Genomic DNA, 23,876 nt, shown 5'->3' with positions numbered 1-23,876 from the left:
TACGAAACAAGGCGTTCAGCCTTCTGACGAGGTTTAAAAACTGTTAACAAACCGCCACTTGGCTCAGGCGCCAACGCGGCATTAATTGTTTCAAAGCCACAAATGTGTCACTACGGTACTGCCGTGTTTCCTAACCTCATTGCAGGCTTTGTGAATCCGGCTTGTAAATGTAGTTTTACCTGGGGCGCGGCAACCTGCTCTCAGGAATTAGTAAGAAACGAGGCACTATATACCGGCTGGTATCGTGCCTCGAGGCACGATGGCGGATTTCCCGTGCAGGCGGCATGGGATTGAACGGCATGAAGCCGGGCGTATAGTAACGAGGCGTAACCGCATGGCGAACAACAAGATTAGCGACTCGATCGACGAGACTGCGTTTCAGGCATTGGAAGATGCCTTGCAGCTCGGCGCCTACGAAAATCAGCCGGAGCCTCGGAAAAAATCCACTCCAAAGCCTGCGGGGGCCAAAGTGCCAGAACAGACGAGAGTGCCTGAGAAGAACAAAGCCCGCGCACCTGAGCCGCAGCAGCAGAGGCCTGCTGCCGAACAGGCAGCACCCAGATCGCCATCTCTGGAAGCTGCCAATGATGGCTCCAAGCGCAGCCCCGCCATGATCCTGAAATCGCTGGATGCCGGCTCCATGACGGGTGCGCTTCGCAACGCCGGTATCGTGTCCGTCCTCTGGGCCATCGCCGGTGCAGGCCTTGCCAATGTCATCTACGGAAATCTGATCTGGAACGTCAGTTCGCTTGCCGAACTCTTTGCCGTTCCCGGCGTCATGGCCATCATCGTCGGCGTCATCGTGCCGATCATGCTGTTTTTCGCCTTCGCGATCATGATGGCGCGTGCCAAGGATCTGCGCAACGCTGCGCGCTCCATGGCGGAAGTCGCTCTTCGCCTGTCGGAACCAGAGACCATCGCGTCTGAGCGCATCATGTCCGTGGGACAGGCCGTTCGCCGCGAAGTCTCGGCAATGAATGACGGCATCGAGCGCACCATTGCGCGCGCCACCGAGCTGGAAACGCTCGTTCACTCCGAAGTCAACGCGCTTGAGCGCAGCTATGCCGACAACGAATTGCGCGTTCGCAGCCTCGTTCAGGAACTGAGCGCAGAGCGCGATGCCATCATCAACCACGCCGAACGCATTCGTTCCTCCATCGTCGGCGCGCAGGACCAGATCAAGGAAGAGCTCTCCATCGTCGGTGAAGAGCTTTCGATGCGTCTGGCGACCAGCGGCGAAGCTTTCGCTTCGATGATCGACACGCGCTCGGCTGCACTGCTCGAGAAATCCCGTATTTCCACCGAGGCCATGGGCAGCCTGATTGCGGCAAAGACCGACAATCTTCTCAAGGCGCTGAACACGTCCGGCGCGTCCATTTCCAACGAATTCGATCTGCGCCTGCATGACCTCTCCACGACGCTGGATGATCGCGGTCGTCTGCTTCTGGAGCAGTTTGCAACACAGGCCTCGACGCTGTCTGCTGGAACCGAGAACCTCAATACGTCGCTGGAAGCGCGCACCCGTCTTCTCAACGACATCCTGTCCAAGCGCACGCTGGAACTGACGCAGAACATCGATCGCGGTCAGGAAATCATCGGCGGCTCGCTCGATAACGTTCTCGACAAGCTGGCAACGACGCTGGAAGAAAAAGGTCTGTCGTTCCGCCAGAACCTGCAAAGCTCCGCCGACGATGCGATCATGGATCTCGATCTTCGCACCGGCCTGTTTGAAGAAAAGCTTCAGACGACCGTCGGCCTCGTCAACTCGGCCTTCGATGATCGTGTCGCGGAATTCACCAGCGCCTTTGACCAGCGTGCAGGCAGCCTCGACAGCAAGCTGATGGAAAGCCTCGCCCGCATCAATGAAACGGTTGCTGGCGGCACTGACTCCATCGACGGCATGCTGAACTCCGGCATCGAACGTCTTAGCACCGCCCTCACCGACCAATCCTTCGCGCTGGCCACCACCCTTGGCACAGGCCAGGAAATGCTCGAAAGCTCGCTGGAAAACCACACCCGCGAATTGAGCGATGCCATCGGCGCGCGCACGGCGGAAATCACCGGCGCATTCACCACCACACACCAGCAGATCGACACTGTTCTTGCAGAACGCAGCGCAGCCCTTTTCGGCGCGCTGTCTGCCAGCCAGGATCGTTTCGACACAGCGCTTGCCAGCCGCGCGGAAGCCATTACCGGCTCTATGTCCGGCACTGCCGAGCACCTTGCCGGACTGCTGGACGAGCGTGCCGCAGCCATCAACAGCATCGTTGCCGATGTAGAGCGTCGTCTTGCCGAAACCCTCGACAGCCGCGCAGCCGCCATCACCGGCGCCGTTTCCGGTGTCGAGGAACGTCTGGCCGATACGCTGGATATGCGCACCGCTGCCATTCACCATGCCGTAGCGGGCGTCGAAGACCGCATTGCCGATACGCTCGAAAGCCGCACGGCTGCACTCGCCAACGTCGTGTCGGGCGTGGAAGATCGCATCGCCGAGACACTGGATAGCCGTACTGCCGCTCTCAGCGGCGTCGTCTCCGGTGTCGAAGAGCGCATTGCCGATGCACTCGACAGCCGGACAATGGCCCTCGATATGGCGTTTTCGACAGCGGAAGAGCGTCTGGCTGAAACGCTGGATGGACGCACGGCCTCATTGACCAGCGCCGTCTCCGGTATCGAAACTCGCATCACCGAAACCCTGGACAGCCGCACCGCTGCTCTGAGCGGCGTTGTGTCCGGCGTTGAAGAGCGTATCGCCGACGCGCTCGACAGCCGCACCATGGCTCTCGACATGGCATTCTCCACCGCAGAAGAGCGCCTGGCCGAAACGTTGGATGGACGCACGACTGCGCTGACCAATGCAGTGTCTGGCGTCGATGCCCGCATTGCGGACACGCTGGATAGCCGCACTGCAGCCCTCAGCGGCGTCGTTTCCGGCGTCGAGGAACGCATTGCCGATGCACTCGACAGCCGCACCATGGCACTCGACATGGCATTCTCCACCGCAGAAGAGCGCCTGGCCGAAACGTTGGATGGACGCACGACCGCGCTGACCAATGCAGTGTCTGGCGTCGATGCCCGCATTGCGGACACGCTGGATAGCCGCACTGAAGCCCTCAGCGGCGTCGTTTCCGGCGTCGAGGAACGCATTGCCGATGCACTCGACAGCCGCACCATGGCACTCGACATGGCTTTCTCTACAGCAGAAGAGCGCTTGGCCGAGACGTTGGACGGACGTACAACAGCGCTTACAGACGCCGTCTCTGGGGTCGAGGCCCGCATTGCGGACACGCTGGATAGCCGCACGGCGGCACTCAGTGGTGTTGTTTCCGGTATTGAGGAGCGCATCGCCGATACGCTCGATAGCCGCACCATGGCACTCGACATGGCTTTCTCCGGTGCGGAAGAACGCATCGCTGATACCCTGGACGCGAGAACCGCTGCGTTGAACACGATCGTTTCGGGCGTCGAAAGCCGCATCGCCGATACCATTCACACCGGTACGGCTGCACTCAGCAATGCCGTGAATGGCGTCGAAGATCGTATCGCTGAAACTCTCGATAGCCGCACGGCTGCGCTCAGCAGCGTGGTTGCGGGTGTCGAAGAGCGCATCGCTGACACGCTGGACAGCCGCACGCTCGCTATCGACATGGCGTTCTCCGGCGCCGAAGAACGTATGACTGAGACACTGGATGCCCGCGCGGCATCGCTCACCAGCGTCGTATCCGGCGTGGAAGAGCGCATTGCGGACACTCTCGATAGCCGCACGCTCGCAATCGACATGGCATTCTCCGGTGCTGAAGAGCGTATGGCCGAGACACTGGATGCCCGCGCAGCATCGCTTACCAGCGTCGTATCCGGCGTCGAGCATCGCATTGCAGACACGCTGGAAAGCCGCACGGCTGCGCTCAACAGCGTCGTATCAGGCGTGGAAGAACGCTTGGCCGACACGCTGGACAGCCGCACCCTGGCCATCGACATGGCATTCTCGGGCGCCCAAGAGCGTCTGGCAGAAACGCTGGATACACGCACCTTCGCGCTCACCAGCGCGGTTTCCGGCGTCGAGAGCCGCATTGCCGACACACTCGACAGCCGCACCTCGGCGCTTGCCAACGCCGTTTCCGGCGTGGAAGACCGCATTGCAGATGCGCTCGACAGCCGTGCTTTGGCGATCGACATGGCCATATCCGGCGCGGAAGAGCGTATCACTGAAACACTCGACAACCGCACAGCCGCCCTCACCCAGTCTGTTACGGGTGCCGAGCAGCGCCTCTCGTCTACCGCCTCCACCATCGAGGAAGCACTGTCCGTCGGCCATCTGCGCCTCGACACCATGCTGGGCGTTCAGGCCGACGCGATCACACGCACAATCGAGCGCACCAGCGGTCTCATCGAGCAGACAGTTGGCACCGCCGCAACACGCATCGAAACGGCCACCGAAGTTGGCGCTGGCCGCTTTGCCGAGACGATGGAAAGCGGCGTTTCGCGTCTGGAAAACAACCTCGCTTCCTCACACGATCTGCTCCGCACCACGCTCGATCAGCACCATGGTGCGCTCAGCGAAACACTGGGTTCTGCGCAGGAACGTATGAACGACCTGTTGTCCGAACAGTCCATGTCCATCGGCACGACGATTGCGTCGAGTGCCAGCATGCTGGAAATGTCGCTGGAAAATCAGCAGGAAGCCATTCAGCGCACCATCGACGCCAGTGGCGCCACGCTGGAAGAGCGGCTGAGAAACAGTGCCGGTCTCGTGGCTGGTCGTATCGACGACGCAGCCCGTGAAATCGGCAGCGCAGCCGACGCCCTCACCTCTCGTGTCGAACAGTCCGTCAGCAATGTCTCCACCCGTCTTGACGAAACCGGCGCGCGGCTGGAAAGCAACATCGACGGCTTGCAGAATCGGATCCAGACCGATCTCGGCAACGTCAACGCCTCCATCGAAGATGCGAGCCGCAAGATTTCCGAAACGCTCGACGGCAAGACTGCCGATCTCGTGCGCACCAGCGATGACGCCACCCAGCGCATCGCAGGCGTGCTGGACAGCGGAACCGCCCGTATCGACGAACGTCTCGGCACCATGGATCGCGCGCTGAACATCGGCCTTGACAACGTCAACCGCACCATCGAAGGCAAGGCGACCAACCTAGCCGTCAGCCTTCGCGATGCTGTCGTCAACGCCACGCAGACCATGGATGGCGAAGCGCTTCGTTCGACCGAACTGCTCGCGAAAACCGGTTCGGAATTTGCAGAACAGATGAAGTCGCGCAATGATGAATTCGCCCGCGCCATCGAGCAGCGTTCGGATGAAATCGTTGGACGTATTTCCGATGCGCAAGGTCGCCTCTCCGGCCAGGCTGCCGCTGTTGCCCAGACATTCTCCGAGGCGGGCAATGCCATCGTCAACAAGGTTGCCGAAGCCGAAGCGGTTGTCCGTACACAGGTCGGTGCAATCTCTGAAACGCTGTCCGGCGTGGAAAGCTCGCTCGACGCCCGTGGCGAATCCATCCGCTCGACGCTCGATACACGCACCCGCGAACTCAACTCGATGCTGGCAAGCCGCTCTGCGGAACTGTCGCGCCTCATCGAAGAGAAGGCCAAGCCCATCGTCAACGAGTATGCGACGATTGGCCATAATGCGGCAGAAAAGATCGTAACCGCCGCACAGCAGAGCGCAAACCTTCTGGCTGAAAGCAACAGCGGCATGGCGCAGCTGGTCGAACAGGCCATCGGTGATTACGCCAAGGCTGGCAACGATGCGGCTGAACGCCTTGTCGCGGCGACACGCCACAGCACCACCATGCTGACCGAGACCCATTCCGGCATGGCCGACGTCGTGACAGGCGCCGTCGATGACCTGAACGTCGCCGTCGCCCGTGCTTCGCAGGAATTCAGGGCTGCCGACCAGACCCTCAACACGGTGGCAACCACCTTTACGGAAACCGCATCCCGTGCTGCCGATATGGTCTCCAGCTCCAGCCGTCTGCTGGAAGGAAAGATCGATCGCCTGACGAATATTTCCGGCCAGACCCTGTCGCAAATCGCGGGTATTGTCGGTCGCTTCGAAGAGCATTCGTCGGTTCTGTCGCAGGCATCCGAGCTGCTCAGTGCAGCCCAGACCAGCCTCGTCGGCACGCTGGACGAGCGCCAGGAAGCCTTGCGGACCCTGTCCGTCGGTCTTCTGAAGCGCTCCGAAGAAATCGAAACCTCGATGCGCGGCGTCATGGGCGTGGTTGAACAGACCCTTGCCACTGCTGAGCAGCGTTCGGCAAATGTCGCGGGTAACCTGCGCGACAATCTCAACTCGTCCTTCGAGCAGATCGGTCGTTCGCTTGATGAGACCGAACAGCGGGCACAGTCTGCCGCGCAGAACATGCGTGGTGCGCTTCTTTCCGCTGGCGAAGACGCCAGCCGATCCATCGAAGGCACAATGGCCGAAGCGCAGAAATATTCGGACGCGCTGGTCAACCGCATGCGTGGCGGCGTCGCTGCCTCGCTCTCGGATGTGGACAAGCTGCTCGGCAACGCAACCGACAAGTCCAACGCCGCCGCAGAGGTTCTGCGCGAGACGTTGCGCGAAGCGGTCGAAGACGCTGTCACACGCTTTGCAGGCGCGACCGATGAAATACGCCGCTCCAGCCATGACATCCGCCGAGAACTCGACTCGACCCGCGCAGAACTGAAGCGCGGTGCTTTCGACCTGCCGGAAGAAGCCAAGGAAAGCGCTGCCGCCATGCGCCGCGCCGTTTCCGAGCAGATCAAGGCGTTGCAGGACATTTCGCAGCTCGTGGGTCGCTCCACGCAACAGTTGGAAATCTCTGAACCGGCAGCCCGCGCCATTGCAGCCACAAAGCCTGCTGCACCGGTTCAGCCGCAACCACAACCACAGCCGCAGCAGCCGCGCGTCGAACAGCCTCGCCCACAGCAGGCCGCTCCCGCTCCCATCGTGCAGTCTGCTCCTGTCATCTCACGCCCTGCACCACAGCAGCCCACCGCACCGCAGTTGCGCACCACAGCGCCACTCGAAACCCGCAGCGTACCGCCGCAGGCAGGCATCGCAGCAGCACCTGTTCAACGCCGTGAAGATGGCGGCGGCTGGATCAGCGACCTGCTGCGTGGCGCATCGCGCGACGGACAGGATGGCAACGGTCAGTCTGCACCTGTGCCACGTCAGTCGTCGGAGCCACAGACACGGGCAGCCGATGCGCGCAACCCACGCCATGTGGTCGAATCGCTGAACTCCCTGTCCGTGGATATCGCCCGCGCTATCGATCATGATGCGTCGGTCGAACTCTGGGGCCGCTACCAGCGTGGCGAACGCGACGTCTTCACCCGTCGCCTCTACACGCTGAAGGGTCAGCAGACCTTTGACGAAATCAAGCGCAAATACGAACGCGAGACGGAATTCCGTACTGCGGTCGATCGCTACATTTCCGATTTCGAAAAGCTGCTTGCAGACGTGGCGCGTACGGACCGGGACCGCACGGTCACCCAGTCCTACCTCACCTCCGATACCGGCAAGGTCTATACCATGCTGGCGCACGCAGCAGGACGCTTCAGCTAAGCGCCTGCGCGATAGCGAAGACATCAGCCCTTCCGGTCCGCCGGGAGGGCTTTTCTTTTACGCGTGAGACCGCAGGCTTGAAGAAAAGTCGCTGAGGATTTATATGGAGCCTGCGAGGACGACCTCGGCCATTGGGGCAAAGCATACGGGACGGCCCGGGACATTTCGGGAGTTTTCCATGCGGACCATTGCCGACCGTATACGTCACGCACTCAGCTTCGAGATTATCGGCCTTATTCTCATGATACCGCTGGGCGCGCTTTTATTCAGCATGCCTGCGGAGGACATCGGTGTTGTCGGCGTCGTCAGCGCGACCATCGCAACGGCCTGGAACTACCTCTACAATCTCATCTTCGATCACATTATGCAGCGCTCCAGAGGCACAACACTAAAAACGACCGGTATCCGCGTCGTCCATGCGGTGCTGTTCGAACTTGGCCTGTTGGTGGTGCTTATGCCGTTCATCGCCTGGTATCTGAACATCAGCCTCGCCCATGCGCTGATCATGGATGTTTCATTCGCACTGTTCTACGTGGTCTACGCCTTCGTCTTCAACTGGTGCTACGACCGGCTGTTTCCTCTACCGGAATGGAAGAAGGCACAGGCCGCCGAGTAAGATCACGCTTAATCCAGAAACAAAAACGTTGCGCATCTATCCGATACGCAGCGTTTTTTGTCAGTCGAAGTCTTCCGCTTAGAGCGACTTCAGCGTCCAGGCCACGATGTCACGGGAAGCGCCGGCGAAGGCGCTGTCTAGCGCCTTGACGAGGTTCGCATTGCCGGAACCGCTGACGCGGGCGCTGGACTGGAAAACCTGTTGCGCCTTGACGGTACCGTTCTTGTCGTTGAGCAGCTTTACCGAAATCTCGATATTGGCAAGGTTCTTCGCCGTATCGACTTCGAAGGCGCGGATGTCGGTCACGACCTGATAGTCGATCGCCAAGCCCTGGCCGGGACGACCCACACCGCCGAGACGACCGGTGTCCTCGAAGGCTTCCACGAGCTTCGACTGTACCATGCGAGGCAGGCGGTCGCTCCATTGCGAGTTGGCAAGATACTGAACCTCGGAGCCTGACAGGCGCACCAGAATGTTCTCGCTGTCCAGCGCCTTCAGCGCAGTTGGGTCGGCGATCAGCAACTGGCGCGACCGCAGCACTGGACCGCGCGTCACCGGAGCCGCCGACACCGAAAGGTCGAATGTGTCATTCTTCGCGCTGCCGCCACAGCCCGCCAACAGCGCAGCAAGCAAAGGCAGCATCACGAAAGCCTTGGTTCTGGTCGGGACAGCCGCCTGCCCGCGCATCAACGAATTTTTCAAATTCCTACCCCCGTCAGCGCCTTGTTCGGCCATCATATTGTTTTACGTTCTCGCCACCGAAAATCAGCCGCTGCGGATCGCGATCGAAATTTGTGATTGCATTGTTCAGATTGTCGACCGTCTGTCGCGTGTTGCCAATCAGTGCCTGGAAATCCTTCAGACCCGAACTGGAGAAACGTGCAAGATTGTCGGCAATAGGGCCAATGCGCGCGTTGAGATTATCGGCAACCGCCTTGAAGGAGGCCAATGTCTCACGCGCTTTGGAGAAAAGCGAATTGGCATCATCGGTTCCAAGAAGGCCGTCAACTTTTGCCAGAATTCCATCCACGCGGCTCGACGCCATGTTCAGCTTGCGCGACATGTCGGTGAAGTCGGCAATGGCCTGATCTATATCCGGGCGGCGTGTGCCGACATCATCGGCGATCTGGCGGAACGTGGCGATGGCCTGACGGGCATCGGCTGTGGCAGCAGAGACGTCTTCAACAGCGTTGCCAACCTTCGCAGCATCCACCGACGCCAGCAACTCGTCGGCACGTTTCACGACGACCTGAACTTCAGCACTCGCCTGTTCGAAGTTTCGCGACGTGCGCTGAACGGTTTCCATCACCTCCTGAATGCCGCCGGAAGAGGCCGCGACATCGGTTGTGACCTTGTCGACATTGGTCAGGATGGAGTCGATTTTCTGAGAGTCCACCGCCTTTACCAGATCTTCGACAGCGGTCAGCGTGCTGTCCAGACGGACGGAAACGGACTGCACCGTGGTCGACAGCGAGCTTAGGCTGGATATGAAATTCTCGATGCCGTCAGAGTTGGAGGCCAGCGCGTTGGAGAACTTCTCGGCGTTGCGCACTGTCTGCGTCAGCGGCCCGCGCGCGTCCTGTACGAAGCCCTGCAATTCGCCGATGGCGCCGTCTGCACGACGAAGGATTTTGTCGGCAGTCGCCAGAAGGTTGGTCACGCTCGAAAGATCAGCCGTCAGTTCCGCAGGCACGCCGGTGTCGAACGACTTCTGCAAAATGCGCTCTTCATTGTTACGACCGCCAGACAATTCGATATAGGCCGCACCCGTCAGGCCCTGGATTTCCAGAACGGCGCGGGTGGAAGGAAACACAGGCGCATCGGCCTGAACTTCGGTAAAGGCGATCGAATAGGCCGGGTCGTCACGGTCGATGGAAAGGCCGCGCACGGTGCCCACGGGAATACCGTTGAAGCGCACAGGCGAGCCGACCGACAGACCATTGGCGGAGCCGGGAATACGGATCGTCAACTGCGCCGTGGGTCCGCCGCGACCGAATTCCGCCATCCAGTAAACGAAGCCGAAGGCGGCTGCGATCACGATTAGCGTGAAAATCCCGACGATGGTGTAATTTGCCTTGGTTTCCATGGCTATCCGTCACTCCCCGGAATGTGTTGCGTGCCATCGGGAAGAACGACGGCGCGTGCCCGCTTTCCGCGGAAATATGATTGAACCCAAGGATCGTCGCTATCGAACATTTCCTCAAGGGTGCCTTCCACGGCGACTTTCTTGTCGCCCAGAACGGCAATGCGGTCACAGACCGAGAACAGGCTGTCCAGGTCATGGGTGACCATGTAGACGGTCAGGCCAAGCGAATCACGCAGGCGCGCAATCAGCATATCAAATTCGGCAGCACCGATGGGATCGAGACCCGAGGTCGGCTCGTCCAGGAAGACGAGGTCGGGATCGAGAGACAGCGCGCGCGCCAGTGCAGCACGCTTGATCATGCCGCCGGAAAGCTCCGAGGGATATTTATCCGCCGCATCGGGCTTGAGACCCACCATCTCGATCTTGATAGCGGCAAGCTCATCCATCAGTTCCTGCGGCAAATCCAGATATTCGCGCATTGGTAACTGAATGTTTTCCTTCACGGTCAGGCCGGAAAACAGCGCACCCTGCTGAAAGAGAACGCCAAGACGTGTGTCGAGCGCCATGCGCTCCTCATCCGTCGCCTTGTCGTAATCGATACCGAGAATCTTGATCGTGCCAGCCTGGCGCGGCAACAGGCGCAAGACGGCGCGCATCAGCACGGATTTGCCCGCACCGGAAGGACCGATGAAGCCCAGGATTTCCCCGCGATAGACGTCCAAGTTGAGGTTATCGAGAACGACTTTGTCACCAAAGGCAACGGTCGCACCCTCGACCGAGAGAATGACTTCCCGCTCGCCTTTTTTCTTGTCTGTGTTCAATTCCTGATCCTGCACAGCCACTCCTTAAAAATCGATGGCTGCATAGAAGATGGCGAAAACGCCATCGACCAGAATTACAACGAAAATGGATTTCACGACGGATGACGTCACGTGCTGGCCGAGCGATTCGGCGCTGCCGCCAACCTTCATGCCTTCCACTGCCGCCACGATACCGATGATCAGCGCCATGAAAGGTGCCTTGATCATGCCGGATGCGATGGTCGAGATTTCCACCGCAGAATGAAGCCGCGACAGGAAGACTTCAAAGGTGATGCCGGAGTACAGCAGCGAGACGACAGCCGCGCCGAACAGAGCGGCAAAGTTCGCAATGATCGTCAACAACGGCAAGGCAATCGTAAGCGCCACCAGGCGCGGAAATACGAGAACACCGACCGGGTTGAGGCCGATGACCTTCAGTGCGTCGATTTCCTCGCGCATTTTCATCGAGCCGATTTCGGCAGTGATCGCGCTTCCCGAACGACCGGCGATCATGATCGCAGTCAAAAGCACGCCGATTTCACGAAGCTGCAAGATGCCCACGAGGTCGACGACGAAGACTTCGGCACCGAAGTAACGCAACTGGAACGCACCCTGCTGCGCGATAATGGCGCCGATCAGGAACGACATCAGCAAAATGATGGGAACGGCGCGTACGCCCATGTGGTCGATCTGGTTGGCGATGGCAGCAGGCGAAACGCCGCGCCCTCGCCCCAGCTTCATCTGCGCACCGCGAACGGCGGAACCCAGAATATACATGCCCGCCAAAAAATCGGCACCGGCCTGAACGATGTTCTTGCCGATCGGATCGAATATGCGCTGAACGATACCGGTCTTGCTGGTGTCCTTGGGCGGCATAGGCGCTTCATCCGGCAGCGCCGAAATGATTTCCTCGAACCGCTCGTTACCCTCGAACGAAACCTGCGTCCCTGCCTTATCCAGCCGGTTGCGCATGCGACGCAGCAGCCAAGCGCCCGTGGTGTCGATATTTTCAACACCGGACAGATCGATCGTGATCGCGCCTGATGGCTTGGACTTCTCGATTTTCTCGATGTCGGCAAGAACGGGGGCGACATTGGCATTGCGCCAGGAACCGGTCAAAGCATAGCGCACGCCGCCATTCTCCGCGTTGTCATCCGCCGAGATTGCTGCTGGCTGCACCTGCTGCCGTGTTTCAAGTTCTTGCATCTTGCTCCAAGCGAATGCAGCTTATTAAAGATTCTCTAACGATTCATATCGAGTGACGGATCACCAAGCCACAGCACTGCGGATGATTCCCGGTGTTTTTTCGTCGGTTTAACGGTTTATGACAAAACACGAAGGCAATTTTGATGCGTCGTTACATTCAAGCCACAGCTGAGACATTCCCGGTTGCGGGAAGTTTCACCATTTCCCGTGGAAGCCGCACGGAAGTCGAGGTCATCAAGTGCGTGATTACGCAGGATGGCGCCACCGGTGTGGGAGAATGCGTTCCCTACAAGCGATACGGCGAATCGATCGAAGGCGTGCTGGCCGATATCAGTACCGTCTCGGACCGCATCTCCGAAGGGCTGGGCTGTCAGGAGTTGCAAGGTGCGATGAACGCGGGTGCCGCCCGCAACGCCATCGATTGCGCCCTCTGGGATCTCGAGGCCAAACTCTCCGGTAAGCGCGTTGCCGCGACGATCCTGCCGTCACAGCCAGGGCCTATCGTTACTGCCTACACGATCTCTCTTGGCGATGCAGAGACCATGGGCGCAAAAGCGGCAGAGAACGCCGCGCGTCCGCTGCTGAAGATCAAGACAGGTACGAATGATGACGAAGCGCGTCTTCGCGCAGTGCGAAGCGCCGCACCCCTTGCCCGCATCATCGTCGATGCCAATGAAGGCTGGACCGACGATAATATAGAGCACCATTTGGCAATTGCGGCAGAACTGGGCATCGCGCTCATCGAGCAACCGCTGCCTGCCGGTAAAGACGCCATTCTTTCACGCATCACCCGTACCGTACCGATCTGCGCCGACGAAAGCGTGCACCTGACCGCTGATCTGGCGTCCCTGCGAGACCGTTACGATGCCATCAACATCAAACTGGACAAGACTGGCGGGCTTACGGAAGCATTGTTAATGAAGCGGGAAGCCGAACGGCTCGGCTATACGATCATGGTTGGATGCATGGTGGGCACATCGCTTGGCATGGCACCGGCCATTCTGCTCGCACAGGATACCGCCTATGCCGATCTGGATGGCCCATTGCTACTGGCCCGGGATCGTGTTCCCGGGCTCATCTATGACGGATCACTCGTCCACCCGCCCCAGGCTGAACTCTGGGGCTGAGACGACGAGCGCCGTTCAGGCTGCGTAGGTGCTGATGAGCTTGGGGAAAGCCACTGGCTCCAGCTCGGTCACCGGGTTTTCCTCGATCTTGTCGTCGGACTTCATCCAGGTGATCAGCTCGAAGGTACCGTCCATCGTTTCGGCAACTGCCGTGCAGCTTTCTACCCAGTCGCCGGTGTTGATGTAGCGGATACCGTCGATGTCCTCCATCACGGCGTGGTGGATGTGGCCACAGATCACACCGTCGACATTGTTGCGACGGGCCTCATCGGCCACAACGCGCTGAAACTCGCCAATGAAGTTGACGGCATGCTTCACCTGAAGCTTTGCCCAGGCCGAGAACGACCAGTAGGGCAAGCCGATCCGGCGGCGAACAGCAGCGAGGAGAACGTTGATGGCAATCGCCGCGTCGTAGGCCCAGTCACCCAGATAGGCCAGCAGACGCGCATTGCGCACCACCACGTCGAATTCATCGCCGTGAATGACGAGATATTTCTTTCCGTCGGCAGCTTCATGGATCATTCTTTCAGCCACTTCGATACCGCCGAAATGGGTGCCGGGGAACTCCCGCAGAAACTCATCGTGGTTGCCGGGGATATAGACGATGCGCGTGCCCTTGCGTGCCTTGCGCAGCAGCTTCTGCACCACATCATTACAGCCCTGTGGCCAGTACCAGTTACGGCGCAGGCGCCAGCCATCGATAATGTCACCGACGAGGATGATCGTATCGGCTTCATGGTAGCGAAGGAAATCCAGAAGGAAATCCGTTTTGGCTGCCTTGGAGCCAAGATGCACGTCGGAAATGAAAAGCGTTCTGAACTGTCTGGTTTCGGTTTGCGCGGCCATGGAACTCTTCCCCCTGTCTCGGCAATTTTCAACCTCTGGAAAAACAGACTCGTGTTTCAGCAAGATGACAGAACGCCATTTCGGGTCAGGAAGTGCCGCTTTTAAGCAATTTCAAAACGACAGTTTTGGGATATGGAGGCAAAATAAACGGCTGTACGCATGGACTGATTGTTGTATGCAAAGGCCTCCAAGAAATTGAAATAAGCGGTGATAAAATGAGTTCTCAGGACACGGGCAAGACGCAAGACCAAAACGCCAATGCGGATCTGGAACAACAGGCCCTGTTTTATCACCGCTATCCCCGCCCGGGAAAACTGGAAATACAGGCATCAAAGCCGCTGGGTAACCAGCGCGATTTAGCGCTTGCCTACTCCCCCGGTGTCGCCGCCCCCTGCCTAGCGATCCATGAAAACCCGGAAATGGCAGCGCAATATACCGCGCGCGCCAATCTCGTCGCCGTCATTTCCAACGGCACGGCAGTGCTGGGCCTCGGCAATATCGGCCCTCTCGCCTCAAAGCCTGTCATGGAAGGCAAGGCCGTCCTGTTCAAGAAGTTCGCTGGCATTGACGTCTTCGACATAGAAATCGACGCCCCCGGCATCAACGACATGGTGTCCACCATCTCGGCGCTGGAACCGACCTTCGGTGGCATCAATCTGGAAGACATCAAGGCACCGGAATGTTTCGAAGTGGAGCGTCAGCTTCGCGAGAAAATGAACATTCCCGTGTTCCACGACGACCAGCACGGCACGGCCATCATCGTCGCTGCCGCCGTGACCAACGCACTGGAACTTGCCGGCAAGTCCCTGTCGAGCGTCAAGATCGTCGCTTCAGGCGCTGGTGCCGCTGCACTCGCCTGCCTCAACCTGCTGGTGGTGCTGGGTGCGAAGCGTGAAAACATCTGGGTTCACGACATCGAAGGCCTCGTCTATGAGGGCCGCAACACCTTGATGGACGAGTGGAAGGAAGTTTACGCGCAGAAGACGGACAAGCGCGTTTTGAACGAAACCATCGATGGCGCCGACGTTTTCCTTGGTCTGTCCGCTGCTGGCGTTCTGAAGCCTGAACTGCTGGCGCGCATGGCCGAAAAGCCGCTCATTCTGGCGCTCGCCAATCCCAACCCGGAAATCATGCCGGAACTGGCGCGTCAGGCACGCCCGGATGCGATGATCTGCACAGGCCGTTCGGACTTCCCGAACCAGGTCAACAACGTGCTCTGCTTCCCCTATATCTTCAGGGGTGCGCTGGATTGTGGCGCGACAACCATCAACGAAGAAATGAAGATGGCCGCCGTTCACGCCATTGCGGAACTGGCGCGCGAGGAAGTGTCGGAAGTCGCGGCGAAGGCCTATAGCGATGAGACGCCGATCTTCGGCCCCAACTATCTCATTCCCTCGCCGTTCGACCCGCGCCTCATCCTGCGCATCGCGCCTGCCGTTGCCCGTGCCGCTGCCGCAAGCGGTGTCGCCGCGCGACCGATTACCGATTTCGACGCCTATCTCGATCAGTTGAACCGCTTCGTCTGGCGTTCCGGCTTCATCATGAAGCCGATCTTCAACCTGGCAAAAACAGCGGAAAAAAAGCGGATCATTTTTGCCGAAGGCGAAGACGAGCGCTCGCTGCGCGCTGCACAGGTTCTGCTGGAAGAAGGCACCGGCGTGCCCATCCTCATCGGTCGTCCGCAGATCATCGAGACCCGCCTGAAGCGCTTCGGGCTACGCATTCGTCCGAATATGGACTTTGCCGTGGTCAATCCGGAAGACGATCCACGCTACCGTGAATACGTCGATGACTATTTCGCGCTCGTGGGCCGCGCCGGTATCAACCCGGAGGCTGCGCGTACCATCGTTCGTACCAACAGCACCGTCATCGGCGCACTCTCTGTGAAGCGTGGTGAAGCGGACGCCCTGATCTGCGGTCTGGAAGGTCGTTTCGACCGGCATCTGCGCGACATCAACCAGATCATCGGCAAGCGCGAGGGTGCGCATACGTTCGGCGGCCTCAGCCTGCTGATCACGCAGCAGGGCGCGCTGTTTTTGACGGACACCTTCGTCAATTACGAGCCGACTTCTGAAGATATTGCAGAACTGGCCATTCTTGCGGCTAAGGAAATCAAGCGCTTCGGCATCGTTCCGAAAATCGCACTCGCCAGCCACTCCAACTTCGGCTCGCGTGATTCCGAAAGTGCCCGCAAGATGCGCCGCGCGTTGCAGCTCGTGCGCGCAACGGCACCGGAACTGGAAATCGATGGTGAAATGCAGGGCGGTTCGGCACTGTCGGAAGTGCTGCGCAAACGCGCCATGCCCAACAGCTCGCTATCTGGCGAAGCGAACCTGCTGGTCTTCCCGAATCTCGATTCGGCCAACATCACGCTTGGCGTCGTGCGCACCATGACGGAAGGTCTGCATGTCGGGCCGATCCTGCTCGGTTCCGCCCTGCCCGTGCACATTCTGTCGCCAACCGTCACGTCGCGCGGCGTGGTCAACATGGCAGCACTAGCCGCCGTGCAGGCATCGCACCCTTCGGTGTAAGCACGGGTTAACGCAATTTTGAACTGACTGTTGCCGCTTTGCTGCGCGCGCCTATGTTATCCTGATCGAAAATACGGCATCCGCATTTCGCGGGTGACGCCCTCAGGATATTGCCTGCCCAAATGGCAGGCGGAACGGACGGACCATTGATCCCGCGCCGAAGCCGACTGGTTGGCACATTTGCGATCCTCATGCTGGCCGCTCCGTTTTCGGCGCAGGCAAGCGCTGTCTGTGATTCGTTGCGCTCGCAGCTGAACCAGCCCGTGCAGGTTTACGGCAATACCGCAGAGGTACGCCGCTTTGCGAGCGCTCTTGCCCAGCAGAACATTCTCATACGGCGTATCAAGAACGACATGCGCGGCTATGGCTGCTCCTCCGGCAGCGTTATCGTCTACGGCAACCCCAATGCGCAGCTTTGCGGCGAAATCGGCGATGCACTGGAGCAGGCGCAGGCCGAGCGCGACATGATCGCTGACGACCGCGACCGCATGCTGGCCGCCCAGCGCAATGATAATGCCCAAGGGTCGCGCGAGCGCATTCTGGCCGCGCTGGATGCGCAAGGCTGTTACGACGAGCAGCCGCCCTCGTTCACCTCCACAGACCCCTCGCCCTATCCCGACATGCGCGACCCGAATGACGGCTTTGGTGAGCCGAACAACGATTACGCGCCTTCGCCCGATATGCCGATGCAGGGTGGGCTTAGAACACTTTGCGTGCGCACCTGCGATGGTGCGTTCTTCCCCATTTCTTCGGACGCGACGCCGCTCGATTTCCGTGAGCAGGCAGCCCAATGCGAGCGCATGTGTCCCGGCACCCAGACCGAGCTGTTCTATCACGCCATGGAAGGTCAGGAGAGCGAGGACATGGTCTCGGCAAAAACCGGCCAGCCCTACGCCTCGATGCCAACCGCTTTCGCCTACCGCAACAACCCCGCGTCCAGCCGCGCACCCTCATGCAGCTGCAAAATGACGGCCTCTTCCGATCCAACGACGAAGCCGCAGGAAAACAAGCAGGCACCGCAATCCACCGCACTGCAAAGCTCGCCGAGCGTGACAACGCTGACGTCACCGAAGAGCGACACGAAACCCGCCCTTGCTGAAACGAAGCCGGAAACCAAACCCGTCGAGAAAGCCGAACCGATCCCCGAGCGCGACTATGATCCAGCCAACAGCAAAGTCCGCATCGTCGGTCCCCGCTTCATGCAGGAAGAAACCAGCCGAATCGACCTCAAAAACCCTGCCCTGCAAGGCGCTCAGCCACAACAGCAGTGAGATCAGGGACGAGACTTAAGCTGCGCCCCACTTGTCGCGAAACACAAGCTCCTCCAGCGGCAGTCGCTGCCGCCAGCCTTTGATAGCCAGCTCCGGTTCGCTGTAGAGCCTATTGACGCGGCCAAGGCAGAGCCAGGCGACGATTTCGATGTGCTGGGGTATTTCGAGGATTTTGCGGATATCGGCATCGTGAAAAATGCTTACCCAGCCGACGCCGACACCTTCGGCACGGGCTGCCAGCCACAGGTTCTGGATGGCGCAGACGGTTGAATAGACATCCATGCGCGGATTGTGCGTGCGCCCCAGCACGACATCGCCGCCACGGGTTGGGTCGCAGGTGACACAGATCGAAAGCGGTGCCTTGCGAATGCCCTCCAGCTTCAAGCTGCGATAGAGCGTCTGGCTTTCCTGCGCAAACATCTCGGCAGCTTCCGCATTGGCGCGCGAAAACGCCTCCCACGCCTGCTGCCTCACCAACGCATCCGTAACAAGCGTGAAATTCCACGGCTGCATGAAGCCAACTGATGGCGCGGCATGCGCCGCAGCCAGCAATCGCGCCACCAGTTCGTCCGGCAGCGCATCCGGCAAAAACTGGTCGCGAACGTCACGCCTCGTCTCGATGGCGCGATACACCGCAGCCTTCTCGGTGTCGCTGAACGCCTGCGCAGGGTGAAGCGTATCTTCCAACTCATCAGGTCGCATCGTCATTCCCCAACAATGCACGGGCAGACCACACGGGCCCGCCTGTCAACAACCTGCCGCCGTCCATGCGGTGCGGTCTATGGTATCAGGCCGGTCTTCTGACTGGGCTTCATCGCGATATGCAGCCTTCCCGATCTCTCAGTGGCATTTGGCAGTCGCATCGGCCTCACAGCGTTGGGCACGTCGCGGAGTCTCACCGCGTTCCCGATTCTCCTGCGTGAAGCAGGCACCTGATGGCGCTTCTTATGTCGCTTCGTGCTGCGCGTTGCAAGCACGCAAGCGTTTTAACCGCGTCGACCGGAACCGCCTGGCCGCCTCCCGCATTCTACGCATAAAGGAGAACAAAGATGGATCAGTATTCCGAACTTCGCCAGCAGATCGGTCAGGACCTCGACACACTCAAGGCCAGCGAAAGTCCAAAATCTATCTTTGAACTCGCAGATGATTACCTGACGACCGACGCTGCATTGAAGCGGCAGGTCATTGAGGACATCATCAAGGAAGAAGCGGATAAGCGGAATATTGACATTCATTGAATGCACAAGAGGCTTTAAGGGAAAGATGCGGGTAATATCATCGCTGTGAATGTCACTGTCGCCATTTGTGCCCTCATTGTCCTCGCCATTATCGCGGGCCTCGTTTTTGCGTCCCGTCATCGTGACAAAATCATCATCAAGATCGCGTCGGCAGCACTGCCGCTTGAAAAGGACGCCACGCCGCTCGACCGCCATTGGACGGACATCAGTAACGGTCGTGAATGTCAGAGCGCGCTGTCGCTGATACAGTCCAACCTCGGCGCGTTTGCCGCGCGTGTCGGCACTGCCCGCGCCGCCGGTCGCAGCCTCGATCTCATGTATTATATGTGGAATGCTGACCTCACCGGGCAGTTAATGATGCGCGAGGTTATCGCCGCAGCCGACCGTGGCGTCCGGGTGCGCCTGCTGCTGGACGATCTGGGTGTGTCGATCTCGGACCGCGCTTTTCAGGCTATAGACAGTCACCCCAATATCGAGCTTCGGCTGTTCAACCCGACGAAGGCGCGTGAAAACGTCTTTCGCCGTGGGCTGGAAATGGTGCTGCGGTTTCGCAGCGTCAACAGGCGCATGCACAACAAGGCCTGGATTGCCGATGGCCGCACATTGATCGTCGGTGGCCGCAATATCGGTGACGCCTATTTCGACGCTGCGGAACAGGCGAATTTCCGTGATTTCGATATCACTGCACATGGTGCCTGCGTGGCGCAGGCCGAAGAGATTTTCGACGATTACTGGAACAGTGCCGTCGCCGTTCCCGTACGCTCGCTTCTGGCCCGCCGCCCCAGCAAGTTGGCGAAGCTGCGCCGCAGAATGGATGTTCTCGCCTCCGGCAATGCCGCCCGCCCCTATCTGGTGCAGGTCGAAAGTCAGCATCATTCCGGCAACTTCCTCCTGTCAGATACGCTCCATTGGGTGGAAAGCGCCACGGTCGTTGCCGACCCGCCGGAGAAAGCTGCCGGCAAACGTCGCAGTGGCCACAACTACCTAATGGAAACGCTGTTGCCCGTCATGGAGGAGACAAACGACCGCCTGAAGATAACCTCGCCTTACTTCATTCCCGGTCAAAAAGGTCTGGAGACATTGTCGCGTCTCTCTGCCGATGGCGCGTCCGTCAGTGTCCTCACCAACTCTTTGGCCGCCACCGATGTCGCTGCCGTTCACGCCGGATACTCTCGATATCGCAGGCCATTGCTGCTCAACGGTATCAAAATCCACGAATTGCGGTCTCTCGCGGATCAGCACAAATCCTTCTCATTGCGCGGTTCAGGTCAGGCAAGCCTGCACACCAAGGCCTTCACCCGCGATGGCGACACAGGCTTTATCGGTTCGCTTAACTTCGATCCGCGCTCCATGTCTCTCAATACGGAAATGGGCGTCCTGTTTTCCTCCGCCGGACTGGTGAAGGAGATGGACGACATCTTTCAGGAAGAAACCAGCCGGGAGATGAGCTTCGAACTGGCACTGAACGAGCGTCGAAACCTGACATGGACCGGCTTGGTCAGAGGCGAGCCAAGGCACTACCGCCGCGAACCCTACGCTACTTTCAGCCGCCGCGCACTGGTTAGCATCATGGGCATTTTGCCGCTCGAATCTCAACTTTGATGAAAAAAATCTGCGAGGGGCTGATCGAATTCCGCGCTCAGGCATTTTAGGCATAATTGAAATACAGGAGACGTCCATGTTCATCACGCCCCCGGAGCCGAAAACCAGCATCAAGATCGCGGAAATGTATCGGAACGCGGAAAGCACCTATGGCTATCTGCCCAACATGTACCGCACCTTTGGGCACCGCCCCGAGGTGATGGAAAGCTGGAGCGCATTGCTGGTCGCTCTGCGTGGCAACATAGAGCCGCGGCGGTATGAACTGGTGACGCTGGCAGCGGCGCGAGAACTGAGGTCGTCCTATTGCATGCTGGCGCACGCTTCGGTGCTGGCGCGAGAGGGGCTCGACGCAGACGAACTCACCGGCATCATCACCAACGCAGAAGACGCGCCGCTGGATGAACAGGAGCGCGCCATCATGATTTTTGTCTCGAAAGTGGTGCGTGATGCAACGTCGGTCACACAAGCCGATATCGACGCGCTGAAAACCCACGCGCTGACGGATGCCGAAATCTTCGACATCGTCGCCGCCGCATCGGCTCGCTGCTTCTTTTCCAAGACGCTGGATGCGCTGGGCACCTCGCCGGACCAGGCCTATGTCGATAAGCTCGGCCCGGATTTGGCGCAAAAACTGGCTCTCGGACGTCCCATCGAGCAGACCGAGGCCGATAGCGTGGCTTAAGCCGCGGCTTTCTTGTTGCTTTGCTTTGCCGCTTGGATCTGCACCAGCGTGTCGAGGTTCTGGTTCACGCGGCAATAGAACTCTTCATCGATGAAGGGGCGCAGCATGAAGTCATTGCCGCCAGCCTTCAGGAAGCGCGCAGACAAGAGACGGTTGGTGGACGACGATACGCCGATGATCCGCAGTTCGTGCGAGCCACGCATGGTGCGAATACGGCGCGTCAGTTCGAAACCATCGATGTCAGGCATGTTGTAGTCGGTGACGACAAGACCGATGTCCGGGTTGTTGCGCAGGATTTCCAGCGCCTTTGCGCCGCTCTCGGCAAGGCTGACACGGAAGTTGTAACGTTTCAAACGGCTGGACAGCAGAGCGCGTGCGGTCGGACTGTCATCCACGATCAGCACGTGGTGGCGATGGTTGGTAAGGAAGCGGCAGACCGATTCCGTCAGCATATCCACGGCAAAGACATTGTCTTTCAGAATGTAGTCGACCACTTCCTTGGTGATCAGCTTCTCGCGCGTATCCTCGTGGAACGTGCTGGTGAACACGATGGTCGGAATGGAGAGATCTACGAGATACTCCAGCGCCTCGCCATTCTCAGCGCCTGGCAGATTGATGTTGGAGATCGCCAGCGTCACTTCTTCGGAAGAACGCTCATAGCATTCCTGCAATTCTTCGAAGTTACGGCAGACTTCGACCGACAGACCCAGAAGTTCTTTCAGTCTGGCGCCAATCATCTGGGTGAAGACATTGGAGTCTTCCGCCAGCAATATTCTTGTGTCGCGAAATGGCACGCCAGAATACTGCATGCCCGTAATACCCAGAAAATTCATTATGCCCCCAAAACCCTTCAAGCTTTGGAAGCCAATATAACGGCTGATATTTTCAGAATAATTAATCGCGAAACGGCTTTTCGACTATGGTTACTTATTCGCAAAGCCTATCGCGTCTCTCACCATCCCGAAGACTTAGACAGTCATCAGTTTCAAAGTATCGACGACTTTCTTGAAGTCATATGGCTTGGGAAAGAACACACTGCGCTCCGGCAATGCTTCGTCGGACGGGTTGTGATGTCCAGATGTCAGCATGATGCCAAGCGGTGTGTTAGAACGCCGTGCCCAGTTTGCGAGACCGACGCCATTCATGCTGCCCGGCATATCGACATCCGTGAACAGCACGTCGATGTCGGAGCGGCTTTCCATGATTTCCATGGCCTCGTCGGCACCCGACGCCTCGATAGCGTCGAACCCGGCATCCTCCACCAGATCGACAGCCATCATTCGTAAAAGCGGATCGTCTTCAACGACCAGCACCACTTGTTTGGCGTATGCGTTTCGCTGTCCCATGACTTCAATTTACCTGCTTCTACATCCAAGCGTCGTGTTTGTGAAAACTTTTGACCTCAGATTGAACAACGTCTCCAATAGACGCAGGTTCCTTCGTCGCCTGTCGAATCAAGCCCTCGACAAGGCAAAAACTTGAAAAGCATAGGAAACTTAATTTGGATCAGGTTAGACGGAGCGGGTTAGTCCGCCATCTACCCGCAGGTTCTGGCCGGTGATGTATCCAGCCCCTTCGGAGGCTAGAAAAGCCACTGTCGCCGCGATCTCCTCGCTCTTGCCATAACGCTGCATGGGCACCATTTCACGCCGCTGTTCGGTAGCTGGCAGACTGTCGATCCAGCCGGGCAGCACATTGTTCATGCGCACATTGTCTGACGCATAGGTGTCTGAAAAAATCTTCGTGTAAGCGGCGAGGCCGGCGCGAAAGACCGCCGATGTCGGAAACATCTCGCTCGGTTCGAACGCCCATGCGGTGGAGATATTGACGATGGCACCCGCCTTCTGTTGCACCATGACGGGTGCGATGATGCGGGTCGGCCTGATGACGTTGAGAAGGTAGACGTCGAGCCCAGCGTGCCATTGTTCGTCGGTGATATCGAGAATGGGTGCGCGTGGGCCGTGACCGGCGCTGTTGACCAGCACATCGATGCGACCGAATGTTTGCAATGTGAGATCGGCAAGCCTCTTGATATCGTCATTGGACTGGTTGGACCCTGTCACGCCGATACCGCCAAGCTCATTCGCCAGCGCCTCGCCTTTGCCGGAGGATGAGAGGATGGCGACCTTGTAGCCATCAGCAGCGAGACGCCGCGCAACCGCCGCTCCCATGCCACTACCACCCGCTGTCACCACCGCCACTTTTTCTACAGACATCATCACGCTCCCTTTAATCCAAATAGAAAGCTTAGCGTGATTTTCGGCAGACTTCGAACCAAAATCCCTGATAGGTCGGTTACGAAAAATTGCG

17 protein-coding genes and 1 riboswitch are annotated in these 23,876 nt (G+C 58.9%); of the genes, 8 read left to right on the top strand and 9 right to left on the bottom strand.

Features of this window, described 5'->3' with window-relative positions; translation table 11 throughout:
* The first annotated feature begins 334 nt into the window (after positions 1–334).
* Positions 335–7,561: an apolipoprotein A-IV repeat region-like domain-containing protein gene (locus tag QRN55_RS16095; protein ID WP_284777475.1), complete on the top strand. Its 7,227-nt coding sequence runs from the start codon at positions 335–337 to the stop codon at positions 7,559–7,561.
* Positions 7,562–7,739: 178 nt separating this feature from the next.
* On the top strand, positions 7,740–8,177 hold the full coding sequence (locus tag QRN55_RS16090; RefSeq protein WP_112499871.1) for a PACE efflux transporter: 438 nt from the start codon (positions 7,740–7,742) through the stop codon (positions 8,175–8,177).
* A 78-nt stretch (positions 8,178–8,255) separates the two neighbouring features.
* Here QRN55_RS16090 and QRN55_RS16085 read toward each other — a convergent pair whose 3' ends face one another.
* From QRN55_RS16085 to QRN55_RS16070, 4 genes are read right to left on the bottom strand one after another with little or no spacing between them, the layout of a single operon-like run.
* On the bottom strand, positions 8,256–8,864 hold the full coding sequence (locus QRN55_RS16085) for an ABC-type transport auxiliary lipoprotein family protein (RefSeq protein WP_162698247.1): 609 nt from the start codon (positions 8,862–8,864) through the stop codon (positions 8,256–8,258).
* Positions 8,865–8,892: 28 nt separating this feature from the next.
* Positions 8,893–10,263 (bottom strand): MlaD family protein, encoded by a 1,371-nt coding sequence (locus tag QRN55_RS16080; RefSeq protein WP_284777474.1) that lies wholly within the window; start codon positions 10,261–10,263, stop codon positions 8,893–8,895.
* 2 nt (positions 10,264–10,265) lie between these two features.
* Positions 10,266–11,105, bottom strand: a complete 840-nt coding sequence (locus QRN55_RS16075; RefSeq protein WP_422387254.1) for an ABC transporter ATP-binding protein — start codon at positions 11,103–11,105, stop codon at positions 10,266–10,268.
* Between the two features lie 3 nt (positions 11,106–11,108).
* Entirely contained in the window at positions 11,109–12,269 is a 1,161-nt protein-coding gene (locus QRN55_RS16070) for an ABC transporter permease (RefSeq protein WP_284777473.1), read from the bottom strand.
* A gap of 143 nt (positions 12,270–12,412) precedes the next feature.
* On the opposite strand from QRN55_RS16070, the gene dgcA reads away from it, so the two are divergent.
* Positions 12,413–13,396, top strand: coding sequence for an N-acetyl-D-Glu racemase DgcA (dgcA, locus tag QRN55_RS16065; protein ID WP_284777472.1), 984 nt, complete (start codon positions 12,413–12,415; stop codon positions 13,394–13,396).
* 15 nt (positions 13,397–13,411) lie between these two features.
* Here dgcA and QRN55_RS16060 read toward each other — a convergent pair whose 3' ends face one another.
* Positions 13,412–14,242 (bottom strand): UDP-2,3-diacylglucosamine diphosphatase, encoded by an 831-nt coding sequence (locus QRN55_RS16060; protein WP_284777471.1) that lies wholly within the window; start codon positions 14,240–14,242, stop codon positions 13,412–13,414.
* Positions 14,243–14,457: 215 nt separating this feature from the next.
* Here QRN55_RS16060 and QRN55_RS16055 point away from each other — a divergent pair, with 215 nt between their 5' ends.
* On the top strand, positions 14,458–16,773 hold the full coding sequence (locus tag QRN55_RS16055) for an NADP-dependent malic enzyme (protein ID WP_284777470.1): 2,316 nt from the start codon (positions 14,458–14,460) through the stop codon (positions 16,771–16,773).
* 122 nt (positions 16,774–16,895) lie between these two features.
* Entirely contained in the window at positions 16,896–18,044 is a 1,149-nt protein-coding gene (locus QRN55_RS16050) for a DUF2865 domain-containing protein (RefSeq protein ID WP_284777469.1), read from the top strand.
* A 15-nt stretch (positions 18,045–18,059) separates the two neighbouring features.
* Here QRN55_RS16050 and bluB read toward each other — a convergent pair whose 3' ends face one another.
* The gene (bluB, locus tag QRN55_RS16045) at positions 18,060–18,746 is read right to left on the bottom strand and encodes a 5,6-dimethylbenzimidazole synthase (RefSeq protein ID WP_284777468.1); all 687 of its coding nucleotides are present in this window, start codon (positions 18,744–18,746) and stop codon (positions 18,060–18,062) included.
* Between the two features lie 71 nt (positions 18,747–18,817).
* Positions 18,818–18,995: riboswitch (cobalamin riboswitch) on the bottom strand.
* Between the two features lie 98 nt (positions 18,996–19,093).
* Here bluB and QRN55_RS16040 point away from each other — a divergent pair.
* The 3 genes from QRN55_RS16040 to QRN55_RS16030 all read left to right on the top strand — a co-directional run bounded on the left by QRN55_RS16040 (position 19,094) and on the right by QRN55_RS16030 (position 21,566).
* Entirely contained in the window at positions 19,094–19,282 is a 189-nt protein-coding gene (locus QRN55_RS16040; protein ID WP_233134495.1) for a hypothetical protein, read from the top strand.
* Positions 19,283–19,327: 45 nt separating this feature from the next.
* Positions 19,328–20,884, top strand: a complete 1,557-nt coding sequence (locus QRN55_RS16035) for a phospholipase D family protein (RefSeq protein WP_502871337.1) — start codon at positions 19,328–19,330, stop codon at positions 20,882–20,884.
* A 76-nt stretch (positions 20,885–20,960) separates the two neighbouring features.
* A complete protein-coding gene (locus QRN55_RS16030) occupies positions 20,961–21,566 on the top strand; it encodes a carboxymuconolactone decarboxylase family protein (RefSeq protein ID WP_111838221.1) in 606 nt (201 codons plus the stop codon).
* Here the strand turns inward: QRN55_RS16030 and QRN55_RS16025 are convergent.
* The 3 genes from QRN55_RS16025 to QRN55_RS16015 all read right to left on the bottom strand — a co-directional run bounded on the left by QRN55_RS16025 (position 21,563) and on the right by QRN55_RS16015 (position 23,782).
* Complete coding sequence (locus QRN55_RS16025) at positions 21,563–22,399, bottom strand: response regulator (RefSeq protein WP_111838220.1); 837 nt, start codon at positions 22,397–22,399, stop codon at positions 21,563–21,565. The two genes, QRN55_RS16030 and QRN55_RS16025, sit on opposite strands and share 4 nt — an antisense overlap.
* A 135-nt stretch (positions 22,400–22,534) precedes the next feature.
* On the bottom strand, positions 22,535–22,912 hold the full coding sequence (locus QRN55_RS16020) for a response regulator (protein WP_111838219.1): 378 nt from the start codon (positions 22,910–22,912) through the stop codon (positions 22,535–22,537).
* A 165-nt stretch (positions 22,913–23,077) separates the two neighbouring features.
* Entirely contained in the window at positions 23,078–23,782 is a 705-nt protein-coding gene (locus tag QRN55_RS16015) for an SDR family oxidoreductase (protein ID WP_284777467.1), read from the bottom strand.
* Positions 23,783–23,876: the final 94 nt, after the last annotated feature.

It is taken from the genome of Agrobacterium sp. lyk4-40-TYG-31, assembly GCF_030209855.1.
Classification (GTDB): Bacteria; Pseudomonadota; Alphaproteobacteria; order Rhizobiales; family Rhizobiaceae; genus Agrobacterium; species Agrobacterium vaccinii.
This window is presented reverse-complemented; position numbering and strand designations above follow the sequence as displayed.